This window comes from Mesoterricola sp. MK458 (assembly GCF_055384935.1).
In genome coordinates this window covers 3,734,878-3,759,783 of sequence record NZ_AP045075.1, presented here as the reverse complement: position 1 = coordinate 3,759,783, position 24,906 = coordinate 3,734,878, and the positions used below count along the sequence as shown (strand labels likewise).

General features: G+C 69.7%; 22 protein-coding genes and 1 tRNA gene. 8 read left to right on the top strand and 15 right to left on the bottom strand.

Annotated elements, in window-relative coordinates:
• Positions 1–134: 134 nt before the first annotated feature.
• From creD to ACZ5LB_RS16490, 4 genes are all read right to left on the bottom strand, one after another.
• The gene (creD, locus tag ACZ5LB_RS16505; RefSeq protein ID WP_464603297.1) at positions 135–1,460 is read right to left on the bottom strand and encodes a cell envelope integrity protein CreD; all 1,326 of its coding nucleotides are present in this window, start codon (positions 1,458–1,460) and stop codon (positions 135–137) included.
• 78 nt (positions 1,461–1,538) lie between these two features.
• Positions 1,539–2,963 (bottom strand): two-component system sensor histidine kinase CreC, encoded by a 1,425-nt coding sequence (creC, locus tag ACZ5LB_RS16500; RefSeq protein WP_464603296.1) that lies wholly within the window; start codon positions 2,961–2,963, stop codon positions 1,539–1,541.
• A complete protein-coding gene (gene creB / locus ACZ5LB_RS16495) occupies positions 2,960–3,625 on the bottom strand; it encodes a two-component system response regulator CreB (protein WP_464603295.1) in 666 nt (221 codons plus the stop codon). The genes creC and creB overlap by 4 nt, the downstream gene beginning before the upstream one ends.
• A gap of 129 nt (positions 3,626–3,754) precedes the next feature.
• Positions 3,755–3,831, bottom strand: a tRNA-His gene (locus tag ACZ5LB_RS16490).
• A 210-nt stretch (positions 3,832–4,041) separates the two neighbouring features.
• Between ACZ5LB_RS16490 and ACZ5LB_RS16485 the strand changes: the two genes are divergently transcribed.
• From ACZ5LB_RS16485 to ACZ5LB_RS16460, 6 genes are all read left to right on the top strand, one after another.
• Entirely contained in the window at positions 4,042–5,559 is a 1,518-nt protein-coding gene (locus ACZ5LB_RS16485) for a Do family serine endopeptidase (protein WP_464603294.1), read from the top strand.
• A gap of 86 nt (positions 5,560–5,645) precedes the next feature.
• Complete coding sequence (locus ACZ5LB_RS16480) at positions 5,646–7,283, top strand: response regulator (protein ID WP_464603293.1); 1,638 nt, start codon at positions 5,646–5,648, stop codon at positions 7,281–7,283.
• Positions 7,284–7,285: 2 nt separating this feature from the next.
• Positions 7,286–8,575: a hemolysin family protein gene (locus ACZ5LB_RS16475; protein WP_464603292.1), complete on the top strand. Its 1,290-nt coding sequence runs from the start codon at positions 7,286–7,288 to the stop codon at positions 8,573–8,575.
• A gap of 34 nt (positions 8,576–8,609) precedes the next feature.
• The gene (locus tag ACZ5LB_RS16470; RefSeq protein ID WP_464603291.1) at positions 8,610–9,395 is read left to right on the top strand and encodes a glycosyltransferase family protein; all 786 of its coding nucleotides are present in this window, start codon (positions 8,610–8,612) and stop codon (positions 9,393–9,395) included.
• 9 nt (positions 9,396–9,404) lie between these two features.
• A complete protein-coding gene (locus tag ACZ5LB_RS16465) occupies positions 9,405–10,403 on the top strand; it encodes a phosphotransferase (RefSeq protein WP_464603290.1) in 999 nt (332 codons plus the stop codon).
• Between the two features lies 1 nt (position 10,404).
• Positions 10,405–10,908 carry a GNAT family N-acetyltransferase gene (locus tag ACZ5LB_RS16460; protein WP_464603289.1) on the top strand — a complete coding sequence of 168 codons (504 nt, stop codon included), beginning with the start codon at positions 10,405–10,407 and terminating at the stop codon, positions 10,906–10,908.
• Here the strand turns inward: ACZ5LB_RS16460 and ACZ5LB_RS16455 are convergent.
• Complete coding sequence (locus tag ACZ5LB_RS16455) at positions 10,905–11,372, bottom strand: SprT family zinc-dependent metalloprotease (protein ID WP_464603288.1); 468 nt, start codon at positions 11,370–11,372, stop codon at positions 10,905–10,907. The genes ACZ5LB_RS16460 and ACZ5LB_RS16455 overlap by 4 nt on opposite strands.
• 97 nt (positions 11,373–11,469) lie before the next feature.
• On the opposite strand from ACZ5LB_RS16455, the gene ACZ5LB_RS16450 reads away from it, so the two are divergent.
• Positions 11,470–12,006 (top strand): DUF4339 domain-containing protein, encoded by a 537-nt coding sequence (locus ACZ5LB_RS16450; RefSeq protein ID WP_464606330.1) that lies wholly within the window; start codon positions 11,470–11,472, stop codon positions 12,004–12,006.
• Positions 12,007–12,009: 3 nt separating this feature from the next.
• Here the strand turns inward: ACZ5LB_RS16450 and ACZ5LB_RS16445 are convergent, their stop codons facing one another.
• From ACZ5LB_RS16445 to hisS, 7 genes are all read right to left on the bottom strand, one after another.
• Positions 12,010–13,308 carry a glutamate-5-semialdehyde dehydrogenase gene (locus ACZ5LB_RS16445; RefSeq protein WP_464603287.1) on the bottom strand — a complete coding sequence of 433 codons (1,299 nt, stop codon included), beginning with the start codon at positions 13,306–13,308 and terminating at the stop codon, positions 12,010–12,012.
• A complete protein-coding gene (proB, locus tag ACZ5LB_RS16440; protein WP_464606328.1) occupies positions 13,305–13,931 on the bottom strand; it encodes a glutamate 5-kinase in 627 nt (208 codons plus the stop codon). Before proB ends, ACZ5LB_RS16445 begins: the two co-directional genes overlap by 4 nt.
• A 211-nt stretch (positions 13,932–14,142) precedes the next feature.
• Positions 14,143–14,952 carry a pyrroline-5-carboxylate reductase gene (gene proC, locus ACZ5LB_RS16435; RefSeq protein WP_464603286.1) on the bottom strand — a complete coding sequence of 270 codons (810 nt, stop codon included), beginning with the start codon at positions 14,950–14,952 and terminating at the stop codon, positions 14,143–14,145.
• A 185-nt stretch (positions 14,953–15,137) separates the two neighbouring features.
• Positions 15,138–17,084 (bottom strand): aspartate--tRNA ligase, encoded by a 1,947-nt coding sequence (gene aspS / locus ACZ5LB_RS16430; protein ID WP_464603285.1) that lies wholly within the window; start codon positions 17,082–17,084, stop codon positions 15,138–15,140.
• Positions 17,085–17,117: 33 nt separating this feature from the next.
• Positions 17,118–17,996 carry an MBL fold metallo-hydrolase gene (locus ACZ5LB_RS16425; RefSeq protein ID WP_464603284.1) on the bottom strand — a complete coding sequence of 293 codons (879 nt, stop codon included), beginning with the start codon at positions 17,994–17,996 and terminating at the stop codon, positions 17,118–17,120.
• 66 nt (positions 17,997–18,062) lie between these two features.
• Complete coding sequence (locus tag ACZ5LB_RS16420; protein WP_464603283.1) at positions 18,063–18,542, bottom strand: MarR family winged helix-turn-helix transcriptional regulator; 480 nt, start codon at positions 18,540–18,542, stop codon at positions 18,063–18,065.
• Between the two features lie 483 nt (positions 18,543–19,025).
• Positions 19,026–20,276, bottom strand: a complete 1,251-nt coding sequence (gene hisS, locus ACZ5LB_RS16415) for a histidine--tRNA ligase (protein WP_464603282.1) — start codon at positions 20,274–20,276, stop codon at positions 19,026–19,028.
• 1 nt (position 20,277) lies between these two features.
• Between hisS and ACZ5LB_RS16410 the strand changes: the two genes are divergently transcribed.
• Positions 20,278–21,078, top strand: coding sequence for an N-acetylmuramoyl-L-alanine amidase family protein (locus ACZ5LB_RS16410; protein WP_464603281.1), 801 nt, complete (start codon positions 20,278–20,280; stop codon positions 21,076–21,078).
• A 9-nt stretch (positions 21,079–21,087) separates the two neighbouring features.
• Here ACZ5LB_RS16410 and ACZ5LB_RS16405 read toward each other — a convergent pair whose 3' ends face one another.
• The 3 genes from ACZ5LB_RS16405 to ACZ5LB_RS16395 are packed head-to-tail and all read right to left on the bottom strand — an operon-like array spanning position 21,088 to position 24,840.
• Positions 21,088–22,383, bottom strand: a complete 1,296-nt coding sequence (locus ACZ5LB_RS16405; protein ID WP_464603280.1) for an ABC transporter permease — start codon at positions 22,381–22,383, stop codon at positions 21,088–21,090.
• 9 nt (positions 22,384–22,392) lie between these two features.
• A complete protein-coding gene (locus ACZ5LB_RS16400) occupies positions 22,393–23,619 on the bottom strand; it encodes an ABC transporter permease (protein ID WP_464603279.1) in 1,227 nt (408 codons plus the stop codon).
• Entirely contained in the window at positions 23,620–24,840 is a 1,221-nt protein-coding gene (locus ACZ5LB_RS16395) for an efflux RND transporter periplasmic adaptor subunit (RefSeq protein WP_464603278.1), read from the bottom strand. It abuts the gene before it with no gap.
• Positions 24,841–24,906: the final 66 nt, after the last annotated feature.

Here is a 24,906-nt window from a genome sequence, read left to right as displayed (position 1 = left end):
ACGCTGCTCCGGGGAATCCGGTCCAGGTCAGCCAAAGGGGTGCCAAAATCAAGCCCTTGTATTCCTACCTCTTGGGTTCATGACGCAGGGCGAGGGCGTCCCGGAATCGGGATCCGGCGTCCCACCACCGGACATCACTTCCCTTCCGGGGCGGGACGGATGGCCCGGTTCCAATCCAGGCTGCGGGTCCCGAGCATCACGCCGGCCAGGAGCACGAAGAGCAGGATGGAGCCCAGCAGGAGCGCGTTGTCCTCGGACGCCAGGAGGCCGTACAGCGCCGCGTAGAGCAGGCCCAGCCCTCCCGTGAAGAGCAGGCCCTCCCGGCGGTTCCCGAGCGCGGCGCAGAGGTAGGCGCCCAGGAGCCCGAGGTTGGTGGCCGTGGCCAGCGCGTATGCGGCGGGGAAGCCCAGGTGTTCCGAAAGGCTCAGGAGCAGGAGAAAGAAGATCGCGATGGACAGGCCCACCAGGAGGTACTGCACCGGGTGCACCGGCAGGGACCGCAGCAGCTCCCGCAGGAGGAAGGCGGCGAAGGTGAGCAGGACGAAGAGGAAGCCATACTTCACGGCCCGCTCGGACTGCAGGTGGACGTTGACCGGATCGATGAAGGCCACGCCGAAGTCGAGGGCGGTCGACTTCGGGCCGCCGGCGAGCAGGGTGTCCAGGTCCCGGCTCAGGCTGGGAATCTTCCACAGGGCGGAAAAGCCCTTGGCGGACCAGGCCCGCTCCAGCGGCGCGAAGCCGCCTTCGAAGCTGGGGGCGGGCCAGGCCCCCTGGAGGCGGACCTGGGTCTCCTCCGCCACGGGGGCCACGCGGATGGCCCGGGTGCCCATCAGCTCCAGCGGGATCTCGAAGGCGAGGTTCCGGGCCCGGCCCAGGTCCAGGCCCGGGAGGTCGGCGTGGACGCCCGCGGCCGGGTAGTCGCGGCGCGTGCCGGGAAGGAATTCCTGGGTCCTGCCGTCAACGGCGAGCGTCATCCGGTTCAGGATGCCCCGGGTGTCGCTGATGCCCAGGACGACCCTGGGCGTGCCCAGCCGGAGGTTCCTGCCGGCGCGGATGCCCGCGTCGGCTTCCAGGGAGAAGTGGCCCTTCAGGGGGCCCGTGAGGCGGTAGACCTGGGTCCTGTAGAGCCCACGCCGCCGGGCTTCGATGCCGATCCCACCGTCGAGCTCAAGCTCCCTGGGGACGAGGCAGGTTTCTCCCTGGCGTTCCTCCCATACCTCGCGCAGTTCCCCGGTCTTCTCGCTTCTTTCGGTCCGCTTCTCGTCCACCGTGTATGGGATCACCAGGAGGGGCCCCACGAGTGTCTGGGGGGATGCGGTGAGGCGTGCCACCTCGGCCTCGGTCTCGCCTTGGCGCGCGTTGCGGGCCGCGACGAGCTCCCGTGTCCAGGAAAGAGGGATCAGCAGGAGCAGGGCCAGGCCGAGCACGGCCAGAATCTTCAGGACGAACGGGATCCTCATGGGGGCCTCCAGGGTTGATGCCTGGAGGATCCCCGGGTTCCGTGAAGTCCATGAGAAGCCCCGTGAAGCGGGTGTGATTCAGCGGGGCAAGGTGATGCGGGCCACGGCACCGCCTTCGGGATGGTTCTCCAGGGAGGCGGTCCCTCCGTGAAGCAGGGCCACCTCCTTGACGAAGCAGAGCCCCAGGCCCGTCCCCCGGGATCCGCCGGCGGGCCGGGGAAGGGAAAAGAAGGGCGTGAAGACCTTTTCCAGGGCGAAACCGGGAAGGCCGGGGCCCCGGTCCCGGACCGCCATCACGAGGGTGTCGGGTCCCGTCTCGAGGGTGACCTCCACGGCGCTGCCCCGGGGGGCGAAGGACAGGGCGTTGTCCAGGAGGTTTCCGAGGGCCTGCTCCAGCAGGAAGGCTTCCCCCGTGACGGGAGCGGGCCGGTCCGGTCCCACCCGGAGTTCCACACCCAGCCGCGCGGCCTCCTCCTGCCGGCTCGCGGCCACCTTCCGCGCGAGGGGGCCGGGCTCCACCGGCGCGGGGGTCTGGAGCTGCTGGCGGTGCCGGAGGCTGGCGAGGGTGAGCATGCGCTCCACCAGTTCCCGCATGCGCTTCTCCTGCTCCAGGATATTGCCCGTGAACCGGGCGCGGTCCGCCTCGGGGAGGTCCTCCGAGAGCAGTTCCGCGGCGCCCCGGATCGCCGAGAGGGGGCTCTTCATCTCGTGGGTGAGGGTGTGGATGTAGTGCTCCACATAGTCCCGGCCGTCGATGCGGGCGCGCATGGCCTCCAGGGCCGCACCCAGCTCCCGCAGCTCGGGGGCGCCCAGGGCCGGCAGCGGGGTCTTGCCGTCCACCCCCACATCGCGGGCGTAGGCCTGGAGACGGGTCACGTCCCGGGTGAGCCACCAGGTGAGGACCAGGCCGATGCCGAGGGAGGCCGCGACCAGGATGGCCCCGGCCACCCGGATCCGGTGCTCGCTGCGTTGAGCGAAGGGCTGCACGAGGGCCGTGGGGGCCACCACGGTCAGCACGCCCACGATCCGGCCCTCCCTGCGCACCGGGGCGGCCACGTGCATGGCCGCGGTCCCGGGGTTTCCCGGGTCCAGGCGCGTCACCCGGGCCCCGTACTGCCCCCGGAGGGTCAGGGCCACGTCGTTCCACCGGGAGTAGTCCTGGCCCACGGCGTCCCCGTCGCTGTCGAAGCGGACGATGCCCTCGGCGTCGGTAACGTAGAGGCGGAGCCCGGCGCCCGTCTTCGTCATCCACCCGATGCGGGCCCGGACGTCCCGGGCCTGGTAGTTCCGGAAGGCCTGGGCCAGCCTTCCCTGGACCAGGGTCCCCCGGGCCATGTCCTGGGCGGCGAGCTCGGCCAGCAGGTTCGCCGTGTCCACGAGGGCCACTTCCATGCCTTGCCGGACCCCGGGCTTGACCTCCCTGGAGAAGGTGGAAAGCCCAACGTAGGCCGCCATCCCCACGATGAGGAAGACGCCCAGCAGGAGCCGGAACCCGAGCCTCACGGGACGTCGGCGCTGTAGCCCACGCCCCGGTGGGTCTGGATGGGGTCGGCCGCGGGGTCCAGGGCGCGGATCTTGCCCCGCAGGGTCTTGATGTGGGTGTCCACGGTGCGGTCCCCGGTCTCCTCGGAGCCCGCCCAGACCGAGTCCATGAGCTCGGCCCGGGTGAAGACCCGGCCGGGCCGGGCCAGGAGGGTGCGCAGGAGCTCGTATTCATACCGGGTGAGGTCCAGCCACTGGCCGCGGAAGGCGATGCGGCGGGACCCGGGTTCCGCCAGGAAACCCGCGGGGACCGGCGCAGGCCGGGCGCGGCGGAGGATGGTCCGGATCCGCGCGGCCACCTCCCGGGGACTGAAGGGCTTGGTGACGTAGTCGTCCGCCCCGATCTCGAGTCCCACGATGCGGTCCACCTCCGCGTCCCGGGCCGTGAGGAACAGGACGGGCACCTCCGAGAAGGTGCGCAGGGTCCGGCAGACCTCGAAGCCGGACACGTCCGGCAGCCCGATGTCGAGGATCACCAGGGCCGGGGGAGCCCGCCGCACGGATTCGACCGCCTTCATGCCCAGGTCCACCCACTCGGGATCGAACCCTTCGGATTGAAGGACATACACCAAGGTGTCGGCGATGGCGCGTTCGTCCTCGACGATCAGGATCCGTTCGGGCATGGGAGGAGGGTCCGGCTTGGCAGGAAGTGGGAAACCAGAGGAGAGGCAGGCGCCCATGATACCCAACCCGGCGCGCCCCGGCGGAACGGGAAAGGCCCCGGGAGCGGGACTCCACGGGGCCTGTCGATGTGGGGCGGATGACCGGATTTGAACCGGCGACACCTGGAATCACAATCCAGTACTCTAACCAACTGAGCTACATCCGCCGTCGGGTCCATCAGAATAGCCGCAACCGGCTCCCCAGGGAAGCGCCATCTCCGGCTGGGGGGGCCGGGCGATAAACCCGCGGCTTTTTTCATCGTCTATACTAGATGCCGCAACGGGTTCCCGGCGCGGAACTAATTGATCTTTTACATCATATAGAATCCAGACTCACCACCTGGCCCGGGTCGGGCTTTTTTGACGAGGGAAAACCTATGAAACGTCAGATCAAGCAACTCTTCATGCTTTCCGCCTTCGCGGGCGTCTGCATGGCCGTGGGCATGGGGCTCAGCTACCGCTGGGTCGCAAGGGCCCAGGAGGAGCAGCCGGTCACCGTGGACGCCAGGGGTCTCGACCGCCTCCCGCCCATCGCGGACGTGGCGGAAAAGCTGAATCCCACGGTGGTGGCCATCACCAACACCAGCTTCGTGAAGAACCGGGGGCGCTTCGAGGGCGAGTCGCCCTTCGGCGACGACTTCTTCAACTGGTTCTTCGGGCCCCAGCGCCCGGGCACCCGCAAGCCCCAGGAGGAGGAGCAGCGGGTCCAGGCCGGCGGCAGCGGCGTCGTCATCTCGCCCGACGGCAAGATCCTCACCAACAACCACGTCATCGACGGCGTCCGGGGCGGCGACACCACCATCGAAGTGAAGATGGCCGACGGGCGCACCTTCAAGGCCACGATCCTGGGCAAGGACAAGGAGCTGGACATCGCCCTCATCAAGATCGACGCCAAGCACCTGCCCTACGCCAAGCTGGGCGACAGCGACGCGGCGCGCATCGGCGAGTGGGTGGTGGCCATCGGCAACCCGCTGGGCCTCGAGCACACCGTCACCCAGGGCATCGTCTCCGCCAAGGGTCGCCAGCTCACGGGCCCCGGCCTTGAGTCATTCATCCAGACCGACGCCGCCATCAACCGCGGCAACTCCGGCGGGCCCCTGCTCAACCTCCGGGGCGAGGTCATCGGCATCAACACCGCCATCCGCCCCGACGGCCAGAACATCGGCTTCGCGGTGCCCGTGAACATGATCAAGCGGGTCATCGCCGACCTCGAGAGCGGCAAGCCCGTGAGCCGCGGCTACCTGGGCGTGAGCACCCGCAACCTGGACAACGAGTTCCAGTCCAGCCTGGGCATCAAGGAAGGCGCCGTGGTCTCCAACGTGGACCGGGGCACCCCCGCGGACAAGGCCGGCATCCAGCGCCTGGACGTCATCACCGCCGTGGACGGCCAGAAGGTGCGCAGCGGCGACCAGCTGGTGGCCGCCATCGCGGGCCGCAGGGCCGGCGAGTCCGTCACCGTCACCGTGTGGCGTGACGGGGCCTTCAAGGACATCAAGGTGACCCTGGGCGACCGCAAGGAGCTGCAGAAGGGCGAGGCCCAGGACGGCGAGGAGGAGGATTCCGCGCCCAGGACCGACCCTGACAATCCCAAGCAGCTGAACCTCGAAAAGTCCTACGGCTTCTCCGTGGAGGGCCTTTCCGCCGCCAACCGCCACCAGTTCGGCGTCCCCGCCGACGTCAAGGGCGTGGTCATCACCTTCGTGGCCGCGCGGTCCGGCGCCGCGGAGAAGGGCCTCCAGCCCGGTCTGGTCATCACCGCGGTGGGCCCCAAGGACGTCGACGGACTCCAGTCCTTCCAGGCCGAGGTGAAGAAGGCCGGCGGCAAGAAGCCCCTGCTGCTCCTCGTCAGGCCCCCCAGGGGCAGCGCGCAGACCATCGCCATCCCGCCCCGCTAGGCGGCACGAGCACGAAGGCTGCCGGGATTCTTTCCCGGCAGCTTTTTTTCTGGGTTATCGTATAAGTCCATTTGCAAGGATCGAACATGGGCAAGCGTCTCCTCGTCGTGGACAGCGATCGGAGATTCATCCAGGACCACAAGTTCCCGCTGGAATCCGCCTTCGAAGTCGACTTCCTCTACACCACCGAGGGGGCCCTCACGCGCCTGGAGTCGGGGCAGTACGCCGGGATCCTCCTGTGCGTGGAGACCTCCGAGAACAAGGGCTACGCCCTGTGTTCGGCCATCCGCAGGGCCCCGACCCTCGGGGACCTGAAGATCGCCCTCATCAGCGCCAAGGCCTCGGAGGAGGAGTACGCGCGGCACCGCGGCACCAAGGGCAAGGCCGACCTGTACCTCCACAAGCCCATCAACACCACCGCCCTCATTCCGGCGCTGGCCGAGGTGGTGCCCATGAAGGAGGACGATCCCGACAACCCCCTGGGCGACCTGGCCGGAGCCGACCTGGGCGACGAATGGCTGGAGAGCCTGCGCACGGAGCTGGAGACCGAACCGGTCCCCGCCCCCCGGGCCCTCGCCCCCGTCGCGGGTTGGGCCGCGGAGCCCCTGCCCACCCCCGACAAGCCCGTTCGCAACCAGGGCGAGATCGAGCTCCTGGAATGGCGCGTGAAGGACCTGGAGCTCAAGCTTTCGGCGCAGCACGACGAGCTCGAGCGCAAGACCCGGGAGATCGAGGAGCTCATCCAGCGCAACGCCGCCGTCACCCGCAACCTGGACGAGGTCCAGCAAAGCCAAGGCGAGGCCGAGGCCCTGCGCCATTCGCTCCAGGAGCGCACCGCCACCGAGGACGGACTGAGGGGCGACCTCCAGGACGCCCTGGACGAGCAGAAGCGCCTGGTGGACCAGCTCGACCTGGTCAACGCCCTCCTTGCCGAGAAGAGCCAGCAGAACGCCGAGCTCCTGGAGTCGCACCAGCTGCTCCAGGCCCAGCTCGAGGAGGCCTGGGAGGCGGGAGGCCAGGTCAAGGGCCTGGAAGGCACCCTGTCGGAGACCCGTGAGACCCTGCGCACCGTCGAGGCCCAGGCGGCCCTGACCGAACAGCACCGCTCGGACCTCCTCCTGGAACTCGAAGGCGTGCGCGCCGACGCGGCCGTGAAGCAGGCCCGCATCCAGGAACTGGAAGGCGCCCAGGGCCGCATCGCGGAGCTGGAGGCCGAACGGGATTCGGCCCGGGAGCAGGTGGCCTTCCAGGAGGCGACCCTGCGCGACCTCGCCGAGGCGCGGGCCCGGCTCCAGGCCGAGTGCGCCGCCAAAGACGACGAGCTCACGGAGCAGGCCGGGGAGATCTTCGTGCTCCAGGAGAAGCTCAGCCTCCAGGAAGCCGCCGTCAAGGACCTGGGCGAGGAGCGGGACGCCCTGGGCGGGCTCAGGGAGCAGCTGGAGCGCGCCGCCAACGACCTCCAGGGGCGCCTGAACACCGCCGAGGCCGCGGGGGAGAGCCAGCGCCGGGAGTTCCTCGCCGGCATCGAGGAGCGGGAGGCCAACCTGGCCCGCCTGCAGGCGGACCTGGAAGCCGGGCAGGACCGCATCAGCCAGCTCAACCGTGAAAAGGCCGACCTCGCCGCCGACCTCCAGGGCCGCCAGGACCGTCTGGATACCCTCGGCGCCGTGCTGGCCGAGCTCGAGGACAAGGCGCGCCAGGCCCTGGACCTCGCCAAGGGCTGAGGATGCACACAAGCGCTCTGATCGCCACCCCGGCGCTCATCCTGGCCACGGGGTTCTTCGTCTGCGCCGAGTTCGCGGCGGTGCGGGTGCGCGGCACGCAGCTGGAGTCCCAGCTGGACGCCGACCCCCGCGCGGCCCAGGCCCTGGAGGTGCACCGCAACCTGGACCGCCACCTCTCCAGCATCCAGGTGGCCATCACGCTCCTCACCATCAGCCTGGGCGCGGTGGGGGAGGACGTCTTCGTCAAGGGGTTCCAGGCGCTGTTCGGGGCCACGCCCTGGCCGCGGGTGGGGCTCGTGCTGGGCTCGTTCCTGGGGATCATGGCGATCACCCTGCTGCAGGTGGTGCTGGCCGAGCTGCTGCCCCGGGGCGTGGCCCTGCGGTCGGCCGAGATGTGGGCGCTGCGCACCGCGGGGCCCCTCCTTTTCTGGTCCCGGGCCATCTCCCCCGTGACCCGGACGCTGACCGGCCTCACCCACGCGCTGGAGCGGGCCCTGGGCGTGCCCCCCGCCGTGGAGCACGCGCCCACGGAGGACGAGTTCCGGCGCATGCTCATGAAGAGCAAGCTGGAGATCTCCCGCAAGGACCTCATCGCCAACCTCTTCGATTTCTCCAAGCGCACCGTCAAGGAGATCGCGGTGCCCCGGGCCCAGGTGGTCCACTTCGACCTCCAGCGCACCGTCGAGGAGAACCTGGCCCTGGCGCGCACCTGCGTCAACACCCGCCTGCCCCTGTGCGACGGCGACCTGGACCACGTGGTGGGCGTCATCCACCTGCGCGACCTGCTTTGGGCCCTCAACGACCAGGGCCCGGACCTGGACTTCCGCAAGCTGGCCCGGGCCGCGTTCCTGGTGCCCGAGATGCGCCTGATCCAGGACCTGCTCCTGGACTTTCAGAAGCAGAAGCAGCACCTGGCCCTGGTGGTGAACGAGCACGGCGGGGTGGACGGCCTGGTGACCCTGGAGGACGTGCTGGAGGAGCTGGTGGGCGAGATCCAGGACGAGTTCGACCGGGAGGTCATCAACCTCCGCCGCACCCGGGGCGGGGCCTGGCTGGCCCAGGGCAACGTCACCCTGGAGGAGCTGGAGGACCACCTGGACCTGCACCTGGAGGTGGAGAAGGGCTCCGTGAGCCTGGGCGGGCTGTTCCAGGAACGGCTGGGGCGCATTCTCCGGACCGGGGACGAACTGCGCATCCAGGGCTGGCGGATCCGCGTGCTCGAGATGCGAGGCATGGCCCCGCGGAAGTTCCTTCTCAAGCCCGTGGCCACCGAGGAGCCCTGTGAGGATTGACGGGTTCATCCTAGCGGCGGGACTGGGAACGCGCATGGGACCCCTGTCCCGGGCGCTGCCCAAGCCGGCCTGGCCCTTCAATGGCCGTCCGCTCATAGCCCTGGCCGCCGACGGCCTTCGCCGGGCGGGCATCCAGAACCTGGCCTGCAACGCCCACGTCCTGCCGGACCGCATCCGGGAGGCCACCCGGGGCACCGGCATCGAGGTGTGCCCGGAACCCGTCCTGCTGGGCACCGCCGGCGGCCTGCGCCACGTGCGGGACCGGGCCTCGAGCGAACTGGCGGTATGGAACGGGGACATCCTGGCCGACCCGCCCTGGGCGACGTTCCGGGAGCGCCACCGGGCCCTGGGCTCGGACCTGAGCTGGCTGCTCATCCCCCACCCTGGCGGCCCCTGGAACCCGGTGTGGCTGGACCGCACGGGCCGCATCCTCCCCCCGGGCGAGACCGGCGAGGGGCCCTACCATTTCGTGGGCCCCGCCTTCTGGGGTCCCCGGGCCCTGGCGCTTCTGCCGGACGAGGGCCCAGCCGACGTGAAGGCCCACGTGCTGGCCAACCTGGACCGGGCCTTCGGCGTGGTGGTGGACCCCTTCCCCTTCTTCGAGATCGGATCGCCGGACCAGCTCATCGAGGCGGCCGCCCGGGTGGCGCCGGGGGCGGAAGGCCGGCTTCCCGGCTGCTATGTGCACCCCGACGCCCAGCCCGCCGGGTCCCTGGAGCGCTGCGTCCTGGGTCCCGGGGCCCGGCTCCACCCCGCCTTCCGGGACCGGGACGCGTTCTGGTTCGAGGAAGAGGGACACCTGGTGCGCCTGGCGCTATAGACTGGAGCGATGAGCACCCAACTCCAGACCGTCCTCGATCGCTGGGGCTGCAGGAACCCGGTCCTCCTGAACGGGGACGCCGGACTGCGGCAGTACTTCCGCGTGGAGCACCCGCACCTGGGCAGCGCCCTGGTGGTGCTCTACCCCAACGCCGATCCTTCGGGCGCCGACGATTCGTACTTCGAGTACCGCGCCCTCCAGGCCTACCTGGATCCCGTGGTGCGCGTGGCCACCATCATCCAATACGACGACGAGCTGCGGGCAATGCTGGTGGAGGACCTGGGCTCCACCACCCTGGAAACCCGCCTGATCGCCCACCCCGAGGAGGAGTTGGCCTGGGCGAAGGATGTGGGGGACCTCCTGGCCACCTGGCTGGGCCTGCTCACCGAGGGCGCCCCGCCCCGGGCCTTCTTCATGCTGCGCCGCTTCGACCACGCCAAGTTCCAGTTCGAGTGGGAATTCTGCAAGCAGCACTTCTTTGCGGACTTCCTTGGCAAGGAAGCGCCGCTCTGGCTGGACCGCATGATGGAGGACGTGCACAACGGCCTGGAATCGCGCACCCATTCGCTCGCCCACCGCGACTTCCACGTGCGCAACCTCATGGTGCACGGCGACCGCCTGGTGACCCTCGATTTCCAGGACGCCCGCAAGGGCGCCGCCACCTACGACCTGGCCTCCATCCTCTTCGACGGGTACTGGGACTGGTCCGCGGAAGCCCGCGCCATCATGGTCCGCAGCGTGGAGGAGGAGACCGGCTGGAGCGAGACCCTCCTGTGGGAGGAGCTCAACCTCAGCGGCATCCAGCGCAACCTCAAGACCCTGGGCACCTTCGGCAACCAGGTGGTGAACCGCGGCAAGGCCCATTTCGCCCCCGCCATCCCCCGCACCATCCGCCACCTCCTGGGCCACTTCCAGCGCATCCACCACGGCGAGGGCGTCCTGGCCGCGGAACACTGGCTGCGCCTGGCGGAAAAGCGCCTCCTGAAGGCCGCCGGGGACGTCGACTAGCATGCGCCTGCGCCCGGCCCGCGCGGAGGACGTGCAGTCCGTAATGGCGCTGGTGCGCCGCGCCGTGCCCCTCATGCGCCAGGCCGGAAACCTGCAGTGGGACGACACCTACCCCAATGCGGAGGTGTTCGCCGAGGACGTCGCCAGAGGCCAGCTGTGGATCGCCGAGGAGGACGGGCGCGTGGCCGGCGTGGCCGCCATCACCGAGGACCAGGAACCGGAATACGCCGACGCCGGGCTGGATCCCGCAGAACCCGCCATCGTGGTGCACCGCCTGGCCGTGGACCCCGCCTTCCGGGGCCGGGGCGTGGCGGCGGACCTCATGCGCCAGGCCGAGGCGGTGGCCCGCGCCCGGGGGATCAAGGCGCTGCGCCTCGACACCAACACCGAGAACGAGGCGACGCGGCGCCTGTTTCCCAAGCTCGGCTACGTCCTCGCCGGGGAGATCGGCCTGGCCTTCCGTCCGGGAAGGCGCTTCCTGTGCTACGAGAAGCGGCTCGATTAGGTTTCGGTTCCGATCCCATGCGTGATGCTCTGGTGGCTGAACGCCGCCCAGGCCAGGTCCCGGAAGCGCTCCGTGTGGCCCCAGTCCACGCCCTCCATCCACAGCTTGTAGTGGATGAGCTCGTGCTCCAGGATGCGGCGCACCACGTCCTCCGGGTTGCGGCAGTTGCAGCCGCAGACTTCCACGGGCCAGGGCCGGTCCCGGCGGCGCAGGAGGGGCGTCGACAGGCGGATCTCGGGGCGCCACACGCCGCGGCTGTCCTTCTCGATGACGAACAGACCCGCGCAGCGGCTCATGCGGGGGGACCACACGATGGGACAGGGCGCCAGGTCCCACCCGGCCTGCCGGAGGATGAGGGCGGCCTGCTGGCGGAGGGTGGTGGCGCGCGGGGGTAGGGGATCCGCGAAGCCTTCGGCGTCCATGGGCGTGCCCAGGACGCGGGCGGGAGGCGTTCGGTCTTCCATCCCTCCATTGTGCGGCATGCCGGGACCCTCCGCCGTGGCCCAATGCGGGGAGGGCTCCGGTTCTGGCTATCATCTCAACCAGGAGGCCGCCTTGGACGTGGCATGGTACTACTCGACCGGAGGACAGGACAGGACGGGCCCGGTGGCCTGGGCGGACATCGAGGCCGCCTACCGCAGCGGCGTCATCGGCCCCGCTAGCCTGCTGTGGGCCTCCCACCTCGCGGGCTGGGTCCCGGCCGGAACCCTCCTGGACGCCCCGGCACCGCCGCCCATCCCCGCCGCGCCCGCCACCGCGCCGGGGGCCCGGGCCGCCTTCCACTGCGGGCTCTGGTCCCTGTTCAGCATGTTCCTGTGCTTTCCGGTGGCCCTGGGGCTGGCGGTGGCGGCCATCGTCCAGAACCAGAAGGCCCACCGCCTGGCCCGGGAGAACCCCGGCGCCTACCGGAAGCCGGGCAGCAGCGGGCTGGTCATGGCCATCATCGCCCTGGCCATCCTCCCCCTGCTGGCGGTCCTGGGCATTGTCAGCGCCATCGCCATCCCCGCGTTCCTCGCCCAGCGCGAGCGGGCCCGGGCCAGGGGCGCCGTCGTCGCGGTGGATCCGGGACCCCGCGCGCCCTGGTCGGGGAGGGCCTGAGCGTCACCGGGGCAGGTCCTCGTGGCGGAAGGGCCGGGCTCCGGGCCCGGCGTAGTCCGCCACCACCTGGCCGGTGCCGTGCAGGAGGTACTTCACGGTGACCAGGCCCTGGATGCCCACGGGACCCCGGGCGTGGATGCGCGAGGTGCTGATGCCCACCTCGGCGCCGAACCCGTAGCGGTAGCCGTCGGCGAAGCGCGTGGAGGCGTTGTGGTAGACGCCGGCCGCGTCCACCTCCCGCAGGAACCGCCCGGCGGCCTCCGGGTCCTCCGTGACGATGGCCTCGGTGTGGCCGCTGCCGTGGGCCCGGATGTGGGCCAGGGCGGCGTCCAGGTCGTCCACGATCCGCAGGGCGAGGATGGGCGCGCCGTACTCCGCGTCCCAGTCGGCTTCGGAGGCGACGGCCAGCCCCGGCGCCAGGGCGAGGCAGTGCGGACACCCCCGCAGCTCGACCTCCGGCAGGCTCCGGACCAGGAGGGGCACAAGGGCGGGAGCGCAGGCCCGGTGCACCAGCACCGTCTCCACGGCGTTGCAGGCGGCGGGGTACTGGAGCTTGCCGTCCCGGGCCAGGGCCACCGCCATGGCGGGGTCCGCGGCGGCGTCGATGAAGAGGTGGCAGACGCCCTCCGCGTGGCCCAGCACGGGAATGCGGGTGCGGGCCTTGATGGAGCGCACCAGGGCCGAGGATCCCCGGGGGATGACCAGGTCCACGTCCCCGTCCAGGGCCAGAAGCCCGTCCACGTCGGCGCGGTCCCGCAGGAGCTTCAGGGCGTCGGCGGGAAGGCCCCCGGCCTCCAGGGCCCCGCGCAGGATCCCCACCAGCGCCCGCACCGACGCGTCGGCCTCGCGGCCGCCCTTGAGCAGGGCGGCGTTGCCGCTCTTGATGGCCAGGGCCCCGATCTGCACGGCCGCGTCGGGGCGGCTCTCGAAGATCACCGCGAGCACCCCCAGGGGCACGCTCACGCGCTCCAGGAGAAGGCCCTCGTCCAGGAGCCGGCGCAGGTCCACGCGGCCAAGGGGGTCCTCCAGCCCGGCCACTGCTTCCAGGCCCCGGGCCATCTCCTCCACCTTGGCTTCGTCCACTTTAAGACGCTGGAAGGCCGACGGGTCCAGTTCCCCCGCGGCCACCAGGGCCCGGGCCGCTTCCATGTCCAGGGCATTGGCCGCCAGGAGGGCCGGGGCCGCCGCCCGCAGGTCCCCGGCGGCGCGCCGCAGCGCCCCGTCCCGGGCCTGGACAGGAGCTGCGCCCAGGAGGTTCGAGGCGGCCCGGGCCCGCCGGGCCCATTCGCGCACGGGGGTCATGGCCGGTTCTCCTCGAGCCAAGGCCCCAGGGGATCGCCCTTGGGCCGGGGACCCGCCAGGAACCGGGTGCAGGGCGCTTCGCCCGAGACCACCCGCTCCAGGGTGCCGCAGCCTTCACCCCGGGCGATGACGACGGCCACGCCGGAGGCCATGCACAGGCGCGCCGATTCCAGCTTGGTGGCCATGCCGCCCCGGCCCCGGACGCCCGAGCCCTGGGCCCGGGCCAGGATCTCCGGGGTGATTTCCGCCACCTCCCGCAGGAGCGGCGCCCCGGGATCGTGGTGGGGGTTGCGCTCGTGGAGGCCGTCCACGTCCGACAGGATCAGCAGGAGGTCGGCGCCCAGGCCCGCGGCCACCAGGGCCCCCAGCCGGTCGTTGTCCCCGAAGACCTTCATGCGGCCCAGCTCCAGGGTCGCCACGGTGTCGTTCTCGTTGATGATGGGGATGACGCCCATCTTCAGGAGCTTTTCCAGCGTGGCCCGCAGGTTGGCGCGGCGCTCGGGGTCCGAGAAATCCTCCTGGGTGAGGAGCACCTGGGCGCAGACCGTGTCCAGGCGCCCGAAGGCGGACTGGTAGAGGGCCATGAGCTCCCCCTGCCCCACGGCCGCGCAGGCCTGCTGCAGGGAGAGCGTGCCGGGCTTGGGCGGCAGCCCCAGGCGCCGGGCCCCAGGCCCACCGCGCCCGAACTCACCAGGAGCACCTCCCGGCCCTGGCGGCGCAGGGACGCCAGGGACTCCACCAGCGCGAAGATCCGCCCCAGGGAAGGCAGACCGTCCTCCGCGAGCAGCACCTGGGTGCCGGCCTTGACCACGATGCGTCGGGGGGCCGCCTTCCTCATCGGCCCAGCCCGCTGGCCACCTGGGAGGCGCGTTCGACGCCCCGGGCCATGACGGAACGGATGCGCCCGTCCTCCAGGGCCAGGAGGCCGGCGATGGTGCACCCCGCGGGGGTGGTCACCTCGTCCTTGAGCGCGGCGGGGTGGCGCCCGGTCTGGAGAACCATGGACGCGGCGCCCACCGTCATGCGCGCCGCCAGTTCCACCGCCACGCCCCGGGGCAGGCCGCACTGCACGCCGCCTTCGGCCAGGGCCTCGAGGATCACGAAGATGAAGGCGGGACCGCTGGCCGAAAGCCCCGTCACGGCGTCGAAGTGGCGCTCCTCCAGGTCCAGCACGGCGCCCAGGGGCTCGAAGAAGGAACGGGCCGCGGCCAGGTGCGCCTCCCCCGCGTGGGCCCCGGCGGCCAGGACGACGGTGCCCATGCGGATGCCGCAGGGGGTGTTGGGCATGGCGCGGATGACCGGGGTGCCCGCGGGGACCCGGGCCTCCAGGAAGGCCAGGTCCGTGCCGGCGGCGATGGAGACCACCAGGGGCCGGTGGTCCAGGGCCCCGGCGGCGGCCAGCGCCTCCAGGAGCGGGCCCAGGTCCTTGGGCTTGACGCACAGCAGGACCGCCTCGGCCTGGCGCGCGGCCTCGGCGGCCGTGGCCGCCCAGCCCACGCCCAGGGCCTGGGCCCGCGCCTTGGCGCCCTTGCCCTTGCCGGCGGCGACGATCCCTTCCGGAGGGAAGCCGGCGGCCTCCACCAGGCCGCCCGTGATGGCCTGGCCCATGGTCCCGAACCCGATCACCGCCAAGGGGATCGTCATGTGTGCCTCCGGAAAGAAAAAGCCCCCGGATTCTCGGCCGGGGGCGGGTGGAAAGCGGGTGGGGTCGACGCTCAGCCGGCCCCAGGGCCATCACCCACCCCGGTAGGGCGCGGGCAAAGGGAAGCCTTGGTGGCGAGCGTCAACATGGACGGAAGTATGACCCGGGAAGTCATCCTTCGCAAGGGTCAGAGGCGGGTGGTCTCCACCTTGACCACTTCGCCGTCCAGCACCAGGGTGCTGGTGGAGGTGGGCGCGTTGGCCGTGAGGGTGCGCAGGGCGCCCAGGGGGGCCTGGTACTCGGCGGGCACGCTCTCGAAGAACATGACGCCGGCCTTCCACTGCTGGGCCTGCTCGATCTGGATGCGCAGGTCCTTGAGCTGGCGGGGGTCCACCGGCGCGGGGGCGCTGGTCATGAGGCAGCGGGCCTGGGCGGTCTTGGGGAAGGCGATGACCTCCCGGATGTTGGTGGCGCCCACCAGGAGCATCACCAGGCGGTCCAGGCCCAGGGCGATGCCGCCGTGGGGCGGGGCGCCGTAGGACAGGGCGTTGAGCAGGAAGCCGAACTGCTCCTGGGCCAGTTCGGGGCTCATGCCGATGGCCTTGAACATGCGGGCCTGGGTCTCGGCGTCGTGGATGCGGATGGAACCGCCGCCCAGTTCGAAGCCGTTGAGGATGACGTCGTAGGCCTGGGCCCGGCAGGCACCGGGGTCGGTGTCCAGGAGGTCCAGGTCCTCGGGGTGGGGGCTGGTGAAGGGGTGGTGGCAGGCAACGAAGCGGCCTGCCTCCGGGCTCCACTCGAGCAGGGGGAAGTCCACCACCCAAAGAAATTCAAACTTGGATTCGTCGATGAGCTCCAGGGCCCGGGCCAGGCGCAGGCGCACTTCGCCCAGGACCTTGGAGGTCTGGTCATCAGGCCCCACCGCGAACACCGCCAGGCCTTCGCCCTTGACCCCCAGGGCGGCCTTGAGGGCTTCCTCCTGGACGGGATCCACGAACTTCTTGAAGCTGGAGCCGAAGCCGTCCTTGCCCCACTTGGCGTAGGGGAGCCCGCCGGCGCCCAGGTGCTTGGCCACGTCCTGGAGCTCGTCCAGCTGCTTGCGGCTGTAGGCCCCCGCCTGGGGCCCCTCGAAGAAGAGCGCCCGCACGCGGCGCTGGCCGTTGCTCTCGGAGGCCGCCCGGAAGAGGTTGAAGCCGCTGTCCGCGAAGAGCGCCGTCACGTCCTGGATGCGCACCTTGCAGCGGGTGTCGGGCTTGTCGGACCCGTACCACTCCATGGCGTCCTTGTAGGGCAGCCGCGGGAAGGGGGCCTCCACCTTGCGGCCCACCAGGGCCGCCAGCTCCACCAGGAGCGGCTCCATGAGGTCCTGGATGTCCTGGGCCCGCACGAAGCTCATCTCCACGTCCACCTGGGTGAACTCAGGCTGGCGGTCGGCGCGCAGGTCCTCGTCGCGGAAGCAGCGGCAGATCTGGATGTAGCGCTCGAATCCCGCCACCTGCAGGAGCTGCTTGTAGAGCTGGGGGGACTGGGGAAGGGCGAAGAACTCGCCCTGGTGCACCCGGCTGGGCACCAGGTAGTCCCGGGCCCCTTCGGGGGTGGACTTGCCCAGGATGGGCGTCTCGAATTCCACGAAGTCCTTGGACCGGAAGTAGGACCGCACCAGGTGGGCCACCTCGCTGCGCAGCGTCAGGCTGCGCTGGAGGCTTTCCCGGCGCAGGTCCAGGAAGCGCCATTTCAGGCGCAGGTCCTCGTTGGCCTCGGCGGCGTCGTCCAGGGGGATGGGGGAGGTCTGGGCGGTGTTCAGGATGCGCAGGGCGGTGAGCCGCACCTCGATGTCGCCGGTGGGCATGTTGGGGTTCTTCTGCTCCCGTTCGGCCACCACGCCCTCGGCGGCCAGCACGTACTCGCTGCGCACTTCCTTGAGGCGGGCCAGGAGCTCGGGGGGCACCTCGGTCTCGTTGGCCACCAGCTGCACCAGGCCCCAGCGGTCCCGCAGGTCGAGAAACACCAGGGAGCCCAGGTTCCGCACCCGCTTGCACCACCCCAGGAGGCGCACCTCCCTGCCTGCGTCGGGGAGGCGCAGGTCGCCGTTGCGGTGGGTACGTTGGAAGTCGCCGAGCCGATCGAGTTTCATAGCCTACTAGAATCGCATCCGGGGTCCGGTTTCTCAAGGCTTGGGTACGCGCCCCGGGCCTTTGCCGCTGGCCCCGCCGAAGAAGGCCTCCCAGGAGACGAAGCCCGGGCTGGGCTTGAAGTCCGGCCAGGCCGCGGTGTCGAAGCCCGCCGCCAGGGCCGCCGGCGCCAGGCCGGGGTTGGCCTTCACATGGGCCTGGGCGGCCCGGAGGAAATCCCGCAGGCGCAGCAGGTCCTTCTTCCCCGCCACGGGGCCGTGGCCAGGGAGGACCTTCACCCCGTCCGGGAGCCAGGCGGCGAGGTCGTCCAGGGTCGTCACCAGGCCGCCCAGGCTGCCGCCGCTCTGGGTGTCGATGTAGGGCAGGAAGCCGTGGAAGAAGAGGTCCCCCATGGCCAGGACCAGCTCCTGGGGAAAGCCCACGAGGGTGTCCCCGTCCGTGTGGCCGGCGGCCACGTGGAGCAGGTGGTAGGCCGACCCGCCCAGGTGCAGATCCATGCGGGCGCGCACCGCCGGGTCCGCCTCGCCGTAGCAGATGGACGGCAGCCCCGCCTGCTGGGTTCGGGCCAGCCTCGCCCGCACGTTGGCGTGAGCCACCAGGACCAGGCCCTGCTTTTCCATCCACGCGTTGGCCCCCACGTGGTCCCGGTGGACGTGGGTGTTCACCAGGTACCGCAGAGGCTTGTCGGTGACCGAGCGAACGGCCTTGAGCAGCCCGGGCGCGCCGGCCTCGAAACGGCCGTCCACCAGCAAGGCCGCGTCGTCGGCCACGAAGAGGCCCACGTTGCCCCCTTCTCCGAAGATGGCGTAGGCGTGGTCCGAGAGCTTCTCCACCCGTTGGGGCGCAGGCTCGTTCGCCAGGATCGGAAGGAAGGCCAGGGCCACCAGGAGCGAACCAAAGGACAGGAATCGCATAACGCCTCCGGATCCGCCATTATAGGCCGGTCCGGAGGCGTTGGCGGCCCAGGGGGCCAGGAGGTTCTAGGAGACCGAGGGCAGCTTCCCGGCCGCGTCCGCGACGTGGGGGGGCCGGATGGGGACGCCGGGCAGGTCGGTGGCGACCATGGCGTCCAGGTTGCGCATGTACTTGCAAAGGAGGTCCCGCAGGGTGGTGGTCTCCTCCTCGGTCATGTTCTTTTCCGCCTGGCCCCGGAGCCCCTCGCCGATCTCCGCGAGGTTCTCGCACAGGGTGAGGCCGCCCGGGGTGAGGCGGATGCGGATGCGCCGACCGTGGTTGGGATCGGGGCCCACCGTGAGGTATCCCCGCTGGGTCATCTGCTGGACCATGCGGGAGACGGTGGGGTTGTCCATCCACATGGCCCGGGCCAACTCACCCAGGGACAGGGGCGCCGCCTTGGAAATGACCAGGAGCATCCAGAAGTGGTGCGGGGTCAGGTCGAGCGGCACCACCTTGCCCGCCACGAGCTGTCGGATGGAGCGCCGGGCCGCCACGATCAGCATTCCGATGTTCGAAATCGCCAGTCCAATTTCCGATGAGTTAGACATTTCCCAAACCTCCCATTGATGAGGGATCCAACGTCTTAAATTGTCTTCCCAAACGGACCCTTGTCAATGAAATTTTAATGGTAAATTTTACCCAGGCTCCAGGGAGAATTCATTTTTGAGATTCCGAACACCCTTAATCGAATTGAAATCGACAATGATTAACCCACTATCTCTGATTGCCTATTGCTAAATTGAGCCATCTTTGATTCATCATGAGTCTCATTCGAATTGCAATTTGTAGAATATTTCATCTTGCAACCGCGCCACGCGGTGCCGCGCCCGGGAGGTCGGGCCGGCTGAAATCGAGAATGAATTTTATATTATTATTAAGTGCTTATTTTATTGTTTTTAGGATCTCAACGGTCCCGTCCATCCAGGCCTTCGGCCGGCCCCATCGTGACAATTAACCTGCCATTTGTCAGAGGCGCCGGGCCCCCTTCAGCGGCGATCCAGGAGGCGCTGCTGGACGGTGTCCAGGGCCCAGGTCTCCTGGGTTCCCGCGGCCAGGTCCTTCACCGCCACCACGCCCTGCTCCAGCTCCCCGTCGCCGAGGATCAGCGCCAGGGGCGCGCCCTGGCGGTTGGCGGTGGTGAGGGCGTTCTTCAGCTTGGCGCCCCGGGTCTCCAGGACCACCTCCAGGCCTGCGGCCCACCAGGCCCGCGCCAGTTCCAGAGCCTTGAGGGTCGCCGCCGGGCCCAGCGGGATGAGGACAGGCGGGGCCTGCCGTGGGGCCTTGCCGTGCAGCTGCTGCATGAGCGTCACCAGGCGGTCCAGGCCGATGGACCAGCCGAAGGCGGCCACCTGGGGGCCGCCCAGCTGCTTCACCAGGCCGTCGTAACGCCCGCCCCCCAGGAGGGCCGACTGGGCCCCCAGGTCCGTGGAAAGGACCTCGAAGGCCGTGCGGGTGTAGTAGTCCAGGCCCCGAACCAGCCGCGGGTTCTCCTCGAAGGGCAGGCCCAGGGTGGTGAGGATCTCCTTCAGGCGCTCGTGGTGCTCCCGGGAGGCGGGGTCCAGGAAGTCCACCAGCACCGGGTGGCCCTCCAGGGCGGCCTGGCAGCGTGCGTTCTTGCAGTCCAGGACCCGCAGGGGGTTCTCCTCGATGCGGCGGTGGCAGTCCTCGCAGAACTCCGCCTCGCGGGCGGCGAAGAAGGCCCGGAAGGCCTCGTGGAAGGCCGGGCGGCACTCGGGGGTCCCCACGGAGTTGATGCTGAACGTGAGCTGGGTCAGGCCCAGCTCGCGCAGGAAGTCGTAGAGCATGACCAGGGATTCGGCCTCGGATTCCGGCGTGGAGACCTGGAAACTCTCGGCGCCGATCTGCCAGAACTGGCGGTATCTTCCCGCCTGCATGCGCTCGTAGCGGAACATGGGGCCGATGTAGTACAGGAGCTGGGGGTCGCTGGTGGCCAGCATCTGGTGCTGGATCACGGCCCTCACGACGCCGGCGGTGTTCTCGGGGCGCATGGCCACGTGGCGCTTGCCCTTGTCGAAGAAGTCGTACATCTCCTTGTGGACGATGTCGCTGCTTTCGCCGACGCTGCGCTTGAAGACCTCGATCTCCTCCAGGATGGGCGTGCGGATCTCGGAATAGCCGTGCCGGTGGAAGGCGCGCCTTACGGTATCCTCGATACGCTGGAACCAGTCCAGTTCGCCACCAAACAGATCACGAGTGCCTTTGACGGATTGAGCCATCTTGAAACTCCACGGAATCCTGCCGCTCCTGTTCCCTAGCCTACTGGCACTGGCCCAATCCCCCAAGCTTCCTTCCGGGGAGGGCCGCCTCCTGGTGTGCGTGGACCCGGGCCACGGCGGCGAGGACGTGGGCGCCAAGGGGGCCCGGGGACTCAAGGAGAAGGACGCAGTGCTGGACCTGGCCGCGGTCCTGGTGCGCGAACTGGAGCGCAGCGGCATGGAGGCCCGGCTCACCCGGAAGGACGACACCTTCGTGGGGCTCTGGGACCGGGCCCGCTTCGCCAACCAGGCCGGGGCCGACCTCTTCATCAGCCTCCACCTGAACGCGGCCCGGGCCCGCCAGGCCAAGGGCTCCGAAGTCTACTTCCTCACCCTGGGCGCCGGGGACGGGGCGGCGGCGGAGATCGCCGCCCAGGAGAACGGGCCCGAGGCCCGCGCCGGCCACGTGGACCCGGACCACGTGGTGGCCGGCATCCTGGATACCCTGAGCCAGGAAGCCTTCCTGCGGGACTCCGAACGCCTGGCCGTGGCCATCCAGGGCCAGCTCAACAAGCTGGGCGGCATCCGGCAGCGCGGGGTCAAGCAGGCCCCCTTCGTGGTCCTCAAGGGCGCCGCCATGCCCGCGGTGCTGGTGGAGACGGTCTTCATCTCGAATCCCCGGGAGGAGGTCAAGCTGAGGGACCCCGCCTTCCTGCGCAAGGTGGCCCAGGCCATCACCCAGGGCGTGCGGCACTACTTCGCGGGCGCCGAAGGCACACCGCGAAGGAAGGCCGTGGCCGAGGCCAGGCCGCCCCGGCCCTGAACCGGGGGTTCATTCGTACCTCAGGGCCTCGATGGGATCCTGCTTGGCGGCCTTGAGGGCCGGCCACATGCCGAAGCCCAGGCCGATGGCGGTGCTGATGCCGAAGCCCAGGACCACGCTCCACATGGGCGCGGCGGCGGGGAAGTCGAAGGTGAAGCGCACCAGGAAGGCCACGCCGAAGCCCACGGCGATGCCCAGCGCGCCCCCGCAACAGGTGAGCGTCACGGCCTCCACCAGGAACTGGGCGGCGATGTCCTTGCGGGTGGCGCCCAGGGCCTTGCGCACGCCGATCTCCCGGGTGCGCTCGGTGACGCTCACCAGCATGATGTTCATGATGCCCACCCCGCCCACCAGGAGCGCGATGCCGGCGATGAAGATCATGGCGACGGCGATGGAGCCCGTCACCTGCTGGAAGGTCTGCAGCGATTCCTCGCTGGTGAAGATGGCGAAGTCGTTGGGCTGGTGGGCCCGCAGGCCCCGGTGCTGGCGCAGGATGGCCACCTCCTGGTCGGTCATCTCGTGCACGAAGGCGGGGTCCTTGGGCACCGTGGCGATGTGGAGGGTGTCCCCGTTGCCGTTCTTCACCTCGGGGAACATCTCGTCGAAGACCGAAAGGGGGATGAGCAGGAAGTTGTCGGCGCTGCCCCCCATCTGGGAGCCCTTCTTCTCCAGCACGCCGATGACGTGCAGGGGCACGCCCTGGAGCAGCACCTCCCGGCCCACCGGATCCCGGCCGGGGAAGAGGGCCTTGACGACGTCGTAGCCGATCACGCAGGTGTGGGAGGCGTGGGAGACGTCGGTTTCCGAGAAGAACCGGCCGTCCTCCAGGGTGGAGTTGTTGGCCAGGAGGTAGTCCGGGACCACGCCTGCGATGGTGGGGCCGTTGGCCTCGGCGCCCTGGCGGTTCTTCACGGAGGTCGTGGCCGAGGAGGCGCCCAGGTAGCGCTCCGGGGACACCGCGGCGGCCAGCGTCGCCAGGCGCTTGAGGGCCGCGGCGTCGGTCAGCGTGAGGTTGCGCCTGCGGCGCTGCTCCTCCGGGATCAGTTCCGGGGGCCCGCCGAAGCGGGGCTCGAACTTCTGGAACTGCACCAGGGTGGTGCCGAAGGTCGAGAAGGCGCCGGTGATGGCCTCGTTGAAGCCCGCCACGAAGCTGACCATGGCGATGACGGTGGCCACGCCGGCCACGATGCCCAGGAGCGTCAGGAAGCTCCGCAGCTTCTGGGTGATGATGGCCCTGAAGGCGAAGAGCATGTTCTCCTTGCCCAGGGCATGGACGAAGGCGCTGTTCCGGATGAAGTCGAGCATGCGCCCCTCCTATTCGGCCCGGAGGGCGTCGATGACGGGCAGGTTCGAGGCGCGCCGCGCGGGCAGGAAGCCCGCGGCCAGGCCGATCAGGGTCGAAACCACGACGCTCGAGACCACGATGCCCGGGGTGATCTGGGCGGGGAACCCGCCCACGGTGCGCACGAGCCAGGCCACCAGGGCCCCGATCGTCACCCCCACGATGCCCCCGCACAGGCTGAGCAGCGACGCCTCCAGGAGGAACTGCCTCCAGATGTCCCGCTTGCGCGCGCCGATGGCCATGCGGATGCCGATCTCGGTGGTGCGCTCCACCACGCTCACCAGCATGATGTTCATGATCACGATGCCGCCCACCCCCAGGCTCACGGAGGACACCAGGAGCATGAGCACGAAAGCGGCCTGGCTAATCTGCTTCCACAATTCCTGAAGCGAATCCTGGGTCATGATGCCGAAGGGATCCGGGTCCCGGTAGGCGGTGTGGCGCATGGCCCGCAGGAGCGAGCGCACCTCGGAGACCGCGTCGTCCAGGCCCGCCACCCCGCCCCGGGCCTCCACCTGGATGTTCAGGGAGTCCTTGACGCCCATGAAGTTCTTCCGGAACACCTGGATGGGCATGCACACGATGTTGTCCCGGCTGAAGCCGAGGGAGCGTCCCTGGCGCGGGAACAGTCCGATAACGCGGAAGGGGAGGCCCCGGATGAGGACGGTCCGGCCCATGGGGTCGAGCCCGGGGAACAGTTCCTCCTTCACGTCCATGCCGATGACCGCCACGTTCGCGGCCAGGTCGTTCTCGTTCTCGTTGAAGTAGCGCCCCTCCTCGAACTCGAACTTGAAGAGCCCGGCGAAGTTCGCGGTGGAGCCCACCACCATCACGTTCTTCAGGTGCCGGGGCCCCGAATCCACCCGCAGCGACTTGACGGCGCGGGTGCTCACCCGGGACACGTTGGGCAGGTTGGCCCCCGAGATGCGCTCGAAGTCCGTCCAGGTGATCAGGGGCCGCTTGAAGGCCAGGAGGAAGTCATGGCGGGACTGGATGATCCCGAACCGGTCCACCATGAAGACGTCGGGCGCCAGGCGGATCACCTTCTCCTTCACGTAGGTGTCCAGGCCGGAAATGACCGCCACCACCCCCACGATGGTGGTCACCCCGATGATGACCCCCAGGAGGGTGAGGAAGCTCCGCAACTTGTGGGCCCGCAGGGCCCGGAGGGCGGAAAGGAACAGCTCGCCGAGCTGCATTCAGCTTTCCTTCTTGTCGGTCTTCTTTTTCTTCTTCTCGACGCGGATGTCCTCGCCGCCCTTGAGCTCGCGCAGGGCCTTGAAGGGACCGATGACCAGGCTCTCCCCGCCCTTGAGGCCCGAGAGCACCTCCACGTTGAGTTCACCCATGAGCCCGGTCTTGAGGGCCCGGAAGGCGGCCTTGCCGCCCTCCATGACGTAGACGCCCTCCTCCTCGCGCGGGGTGCCGGGGGCGAGGGTCTCGCCCTTCTTGGGCTTGATGTCATGCATGACCAGGGCCTGCAGGGGGATGGCCAGCACCTGCTCCCGGCTGCCGGTGAAGATGTCGGCCTGGTTGGAAAGGCCGGGCTTGATGGTGGAGGGCGGATTCTTGATCATCACCTTCACCTTGAACTTGATGGCCTCGTTGACGTTGGTCTGCACGATGGGGGATCCGCCCACCTCGGTGACCACCCCGTCGAAGACCTGGTTGGGATAGGCGTCGATGCGCACCTGGGCGGCCTGGCCGGTCTTGACGGTGGGGATGGAGGCTTCGTCCACCTCCATCTCTGCCTCCACCCGGCTCATGTCCGAGATGGTGACCAGGACGGTGCCGGGCTGGTTCTGCAGGCCGATGACGGCCGTCTCGCCCAGCTCGATGCGCTTGGCGGTGACCACACCGTCCATGGGCGCGAGGATCCGCGTCTTGTTGAGGGCGTCCTGGCCGCCGGCGAGGTCGGCCCGGGACTGGGCCACGCGCTGCTGGGCGCTTTCGAAGGCGGTCTGGGCGGTGCGCAGCGCGGTGGTGGCCTGGTCGAAGTCGCTCTGGGAGGTGATGCCGGCCTTGTGGTTGGCCGAGGCCCGGGTGAAGTCCTTGCGGGCCTGCTCCAGGCGGGCCTTGGCGGTCTCGAAGTCGTGGGCCATGGCCTGGGATGCCGAGCGCAGGCTCTCCACGGCGGCCTTGGAGCGGACGTTGTCGATCTCCAGGATCAGGTCCCCCTTCTTGACGTGGTCCCCTTCCTTGACCTTGAGGGCGGTGACCTGGCCCATGGTGTTGGCCGTGAGGTCCACCTTGACCACGGCCTGGATCTTGCCGTTGGCGCTGACCTTGGCCTGGATGTTCTCCCGGGCCACGGTGGCCACCTGCACCGGAACGCCCTTGTCGCCGCGGCTCGCCGCGATTCCCAAGGCCACGATGACGGCCAGCCCCCCGCCCAGGATCCACATCTGCTTCGGCTTCATGTATACGTCCTCCTGGACCTGGGCCCACCTGAAGGTAACGCCCGGACCGAACCTTTCGTTTAGTTA

Bases quoted from the DNA above. Each gene is read 5' to 3' on its own strand.
- creD (WP_464603297.1), bottom strand. From the start codon at position 1,460: ATGAGGATCCCGTTCGTCCTGAAGATTCTGGCCGTGCTCGGCCTGGCC.
- creB (WP_464603295.1), bottom strand. From the start codon at position 3,625: ATGCCCGAACGGATCCTGATCGTCGAGGACGAACGCGCCATCGCCGAC.
- ACZ5LB_RS16485 (WP_464603294.1), top strand. From the start codon at position 4,042: ATGAAACGTCAGATCAAGCAACTCTTCATGCTTTCCGCCTTCGCGGGC.
- ACZ5LB_RS16480 (WP_464603293.1), top strand. From the start codon at position 5,646: ATGGGCAAGCGTCTCCTCGTCGTGGACAGCGATCGGAGATTCATCCAG.
- ACZ5LB_RS16475 (WP_464603292.1), top strand. From the start codon at position 7,286: ATGCACACAAGCGCTCTGATCGCCACCCCGGCGCTCATCCTGGCCACG.
- ACZ5LB_RS16470 (WP_464603291.1), top strand. From the start codon at position 8,610: ATGGGACCCCTGTCCCGGGCGCTGCCCAAGCCGGCCTGGCCCTTCAAT.
- ACZ5LB_RS16465 (WP_464603290.1), top strand. From the start codon at position 9,405: ATGAGCACCCAACTCCAGACCGTCCTCGATCGCTGGGGCTGCAGGAAC.
- ACZ5LB_RS16460 (WP_464603289.1), top strand. From the start codon at position 10,405: ATGCGCCTGCGCCCGGCCCGCGCGGAGGACGTGCAGTCCGTAATGGCG.
- ACZ5LB_RS16455 (WP_464603288.1), bottom strand. From the start codon at position 11,372: ATGGAAGACCGAACGCCTCCCGCCCGCGTCCTGGGCACGCCCATGGAC.
- ACZ5LB_RS16445 (WP_464603287.1), bottom strand. From the start codon at position 13,308: ATGACCCCCGTGCGCGAATGGGCCCGGCGGGCCCGGGCCGCCTCGAAC.
- proC (WP_464603286.1), bottom strand. From the start codon at position 14,952: ATGACGATCCCCTTGGCGGTGATCGGGTTCGGGACCATGGGCCAGGCC.
- aspS (WP_464603285.1), bottom strand. From the start codon at position 17,084: ATGAAACTCGATCGGCTCGGCGACTTCCAACGTACCCACCGCAACGGC.
- ACZ5LB_RS16425 (WP_464603284.1), bottom strand. From the start codon at position 17,996: ATGCGATTCCTGTCCTTTGGTTCGCTCCTGGTGGCCCTGGCCTTCCTT.
- ACZ5LB_RS16420 (WP_464603283.1), bottom strand. From the start codon at position 18,542: ATGCTGATCGTGGCGGCCCGGCGCTCCATCCGACAGCTCGTGGCGGGC.
- hisS (WP_464603282.1), bottom strand. From the start codon at position 20,276: ATGGCTCAATCCGTCAAAGGCACTCGTGATCTGTTTGGTGGCGAACTG.
- ACZ5LB_RS16405 (WP_464603280.1), bottom strand. From the start codon at position 22,383: ATGCTCGACTTCATCCGGAACAGCGCCTTCGTCCATGCCCTGGGCAAG.
- ACZ5LB_RS16400 (WP_464603279.1), bottom strand. From the start codon at position 23,619: ATGCAGCTCGGCGAGCTGTTCCTTTCCGCCCTCCGGGCCCTGCGGGCC.
- ACZ5LB_RS16395 (WP_464603278.1), bottom strand. From the start codon at position 24,840: ATGAAGCCGAAGCAGATGTGGATCCTGGGCGGGGGGCTGGCCGTCATC.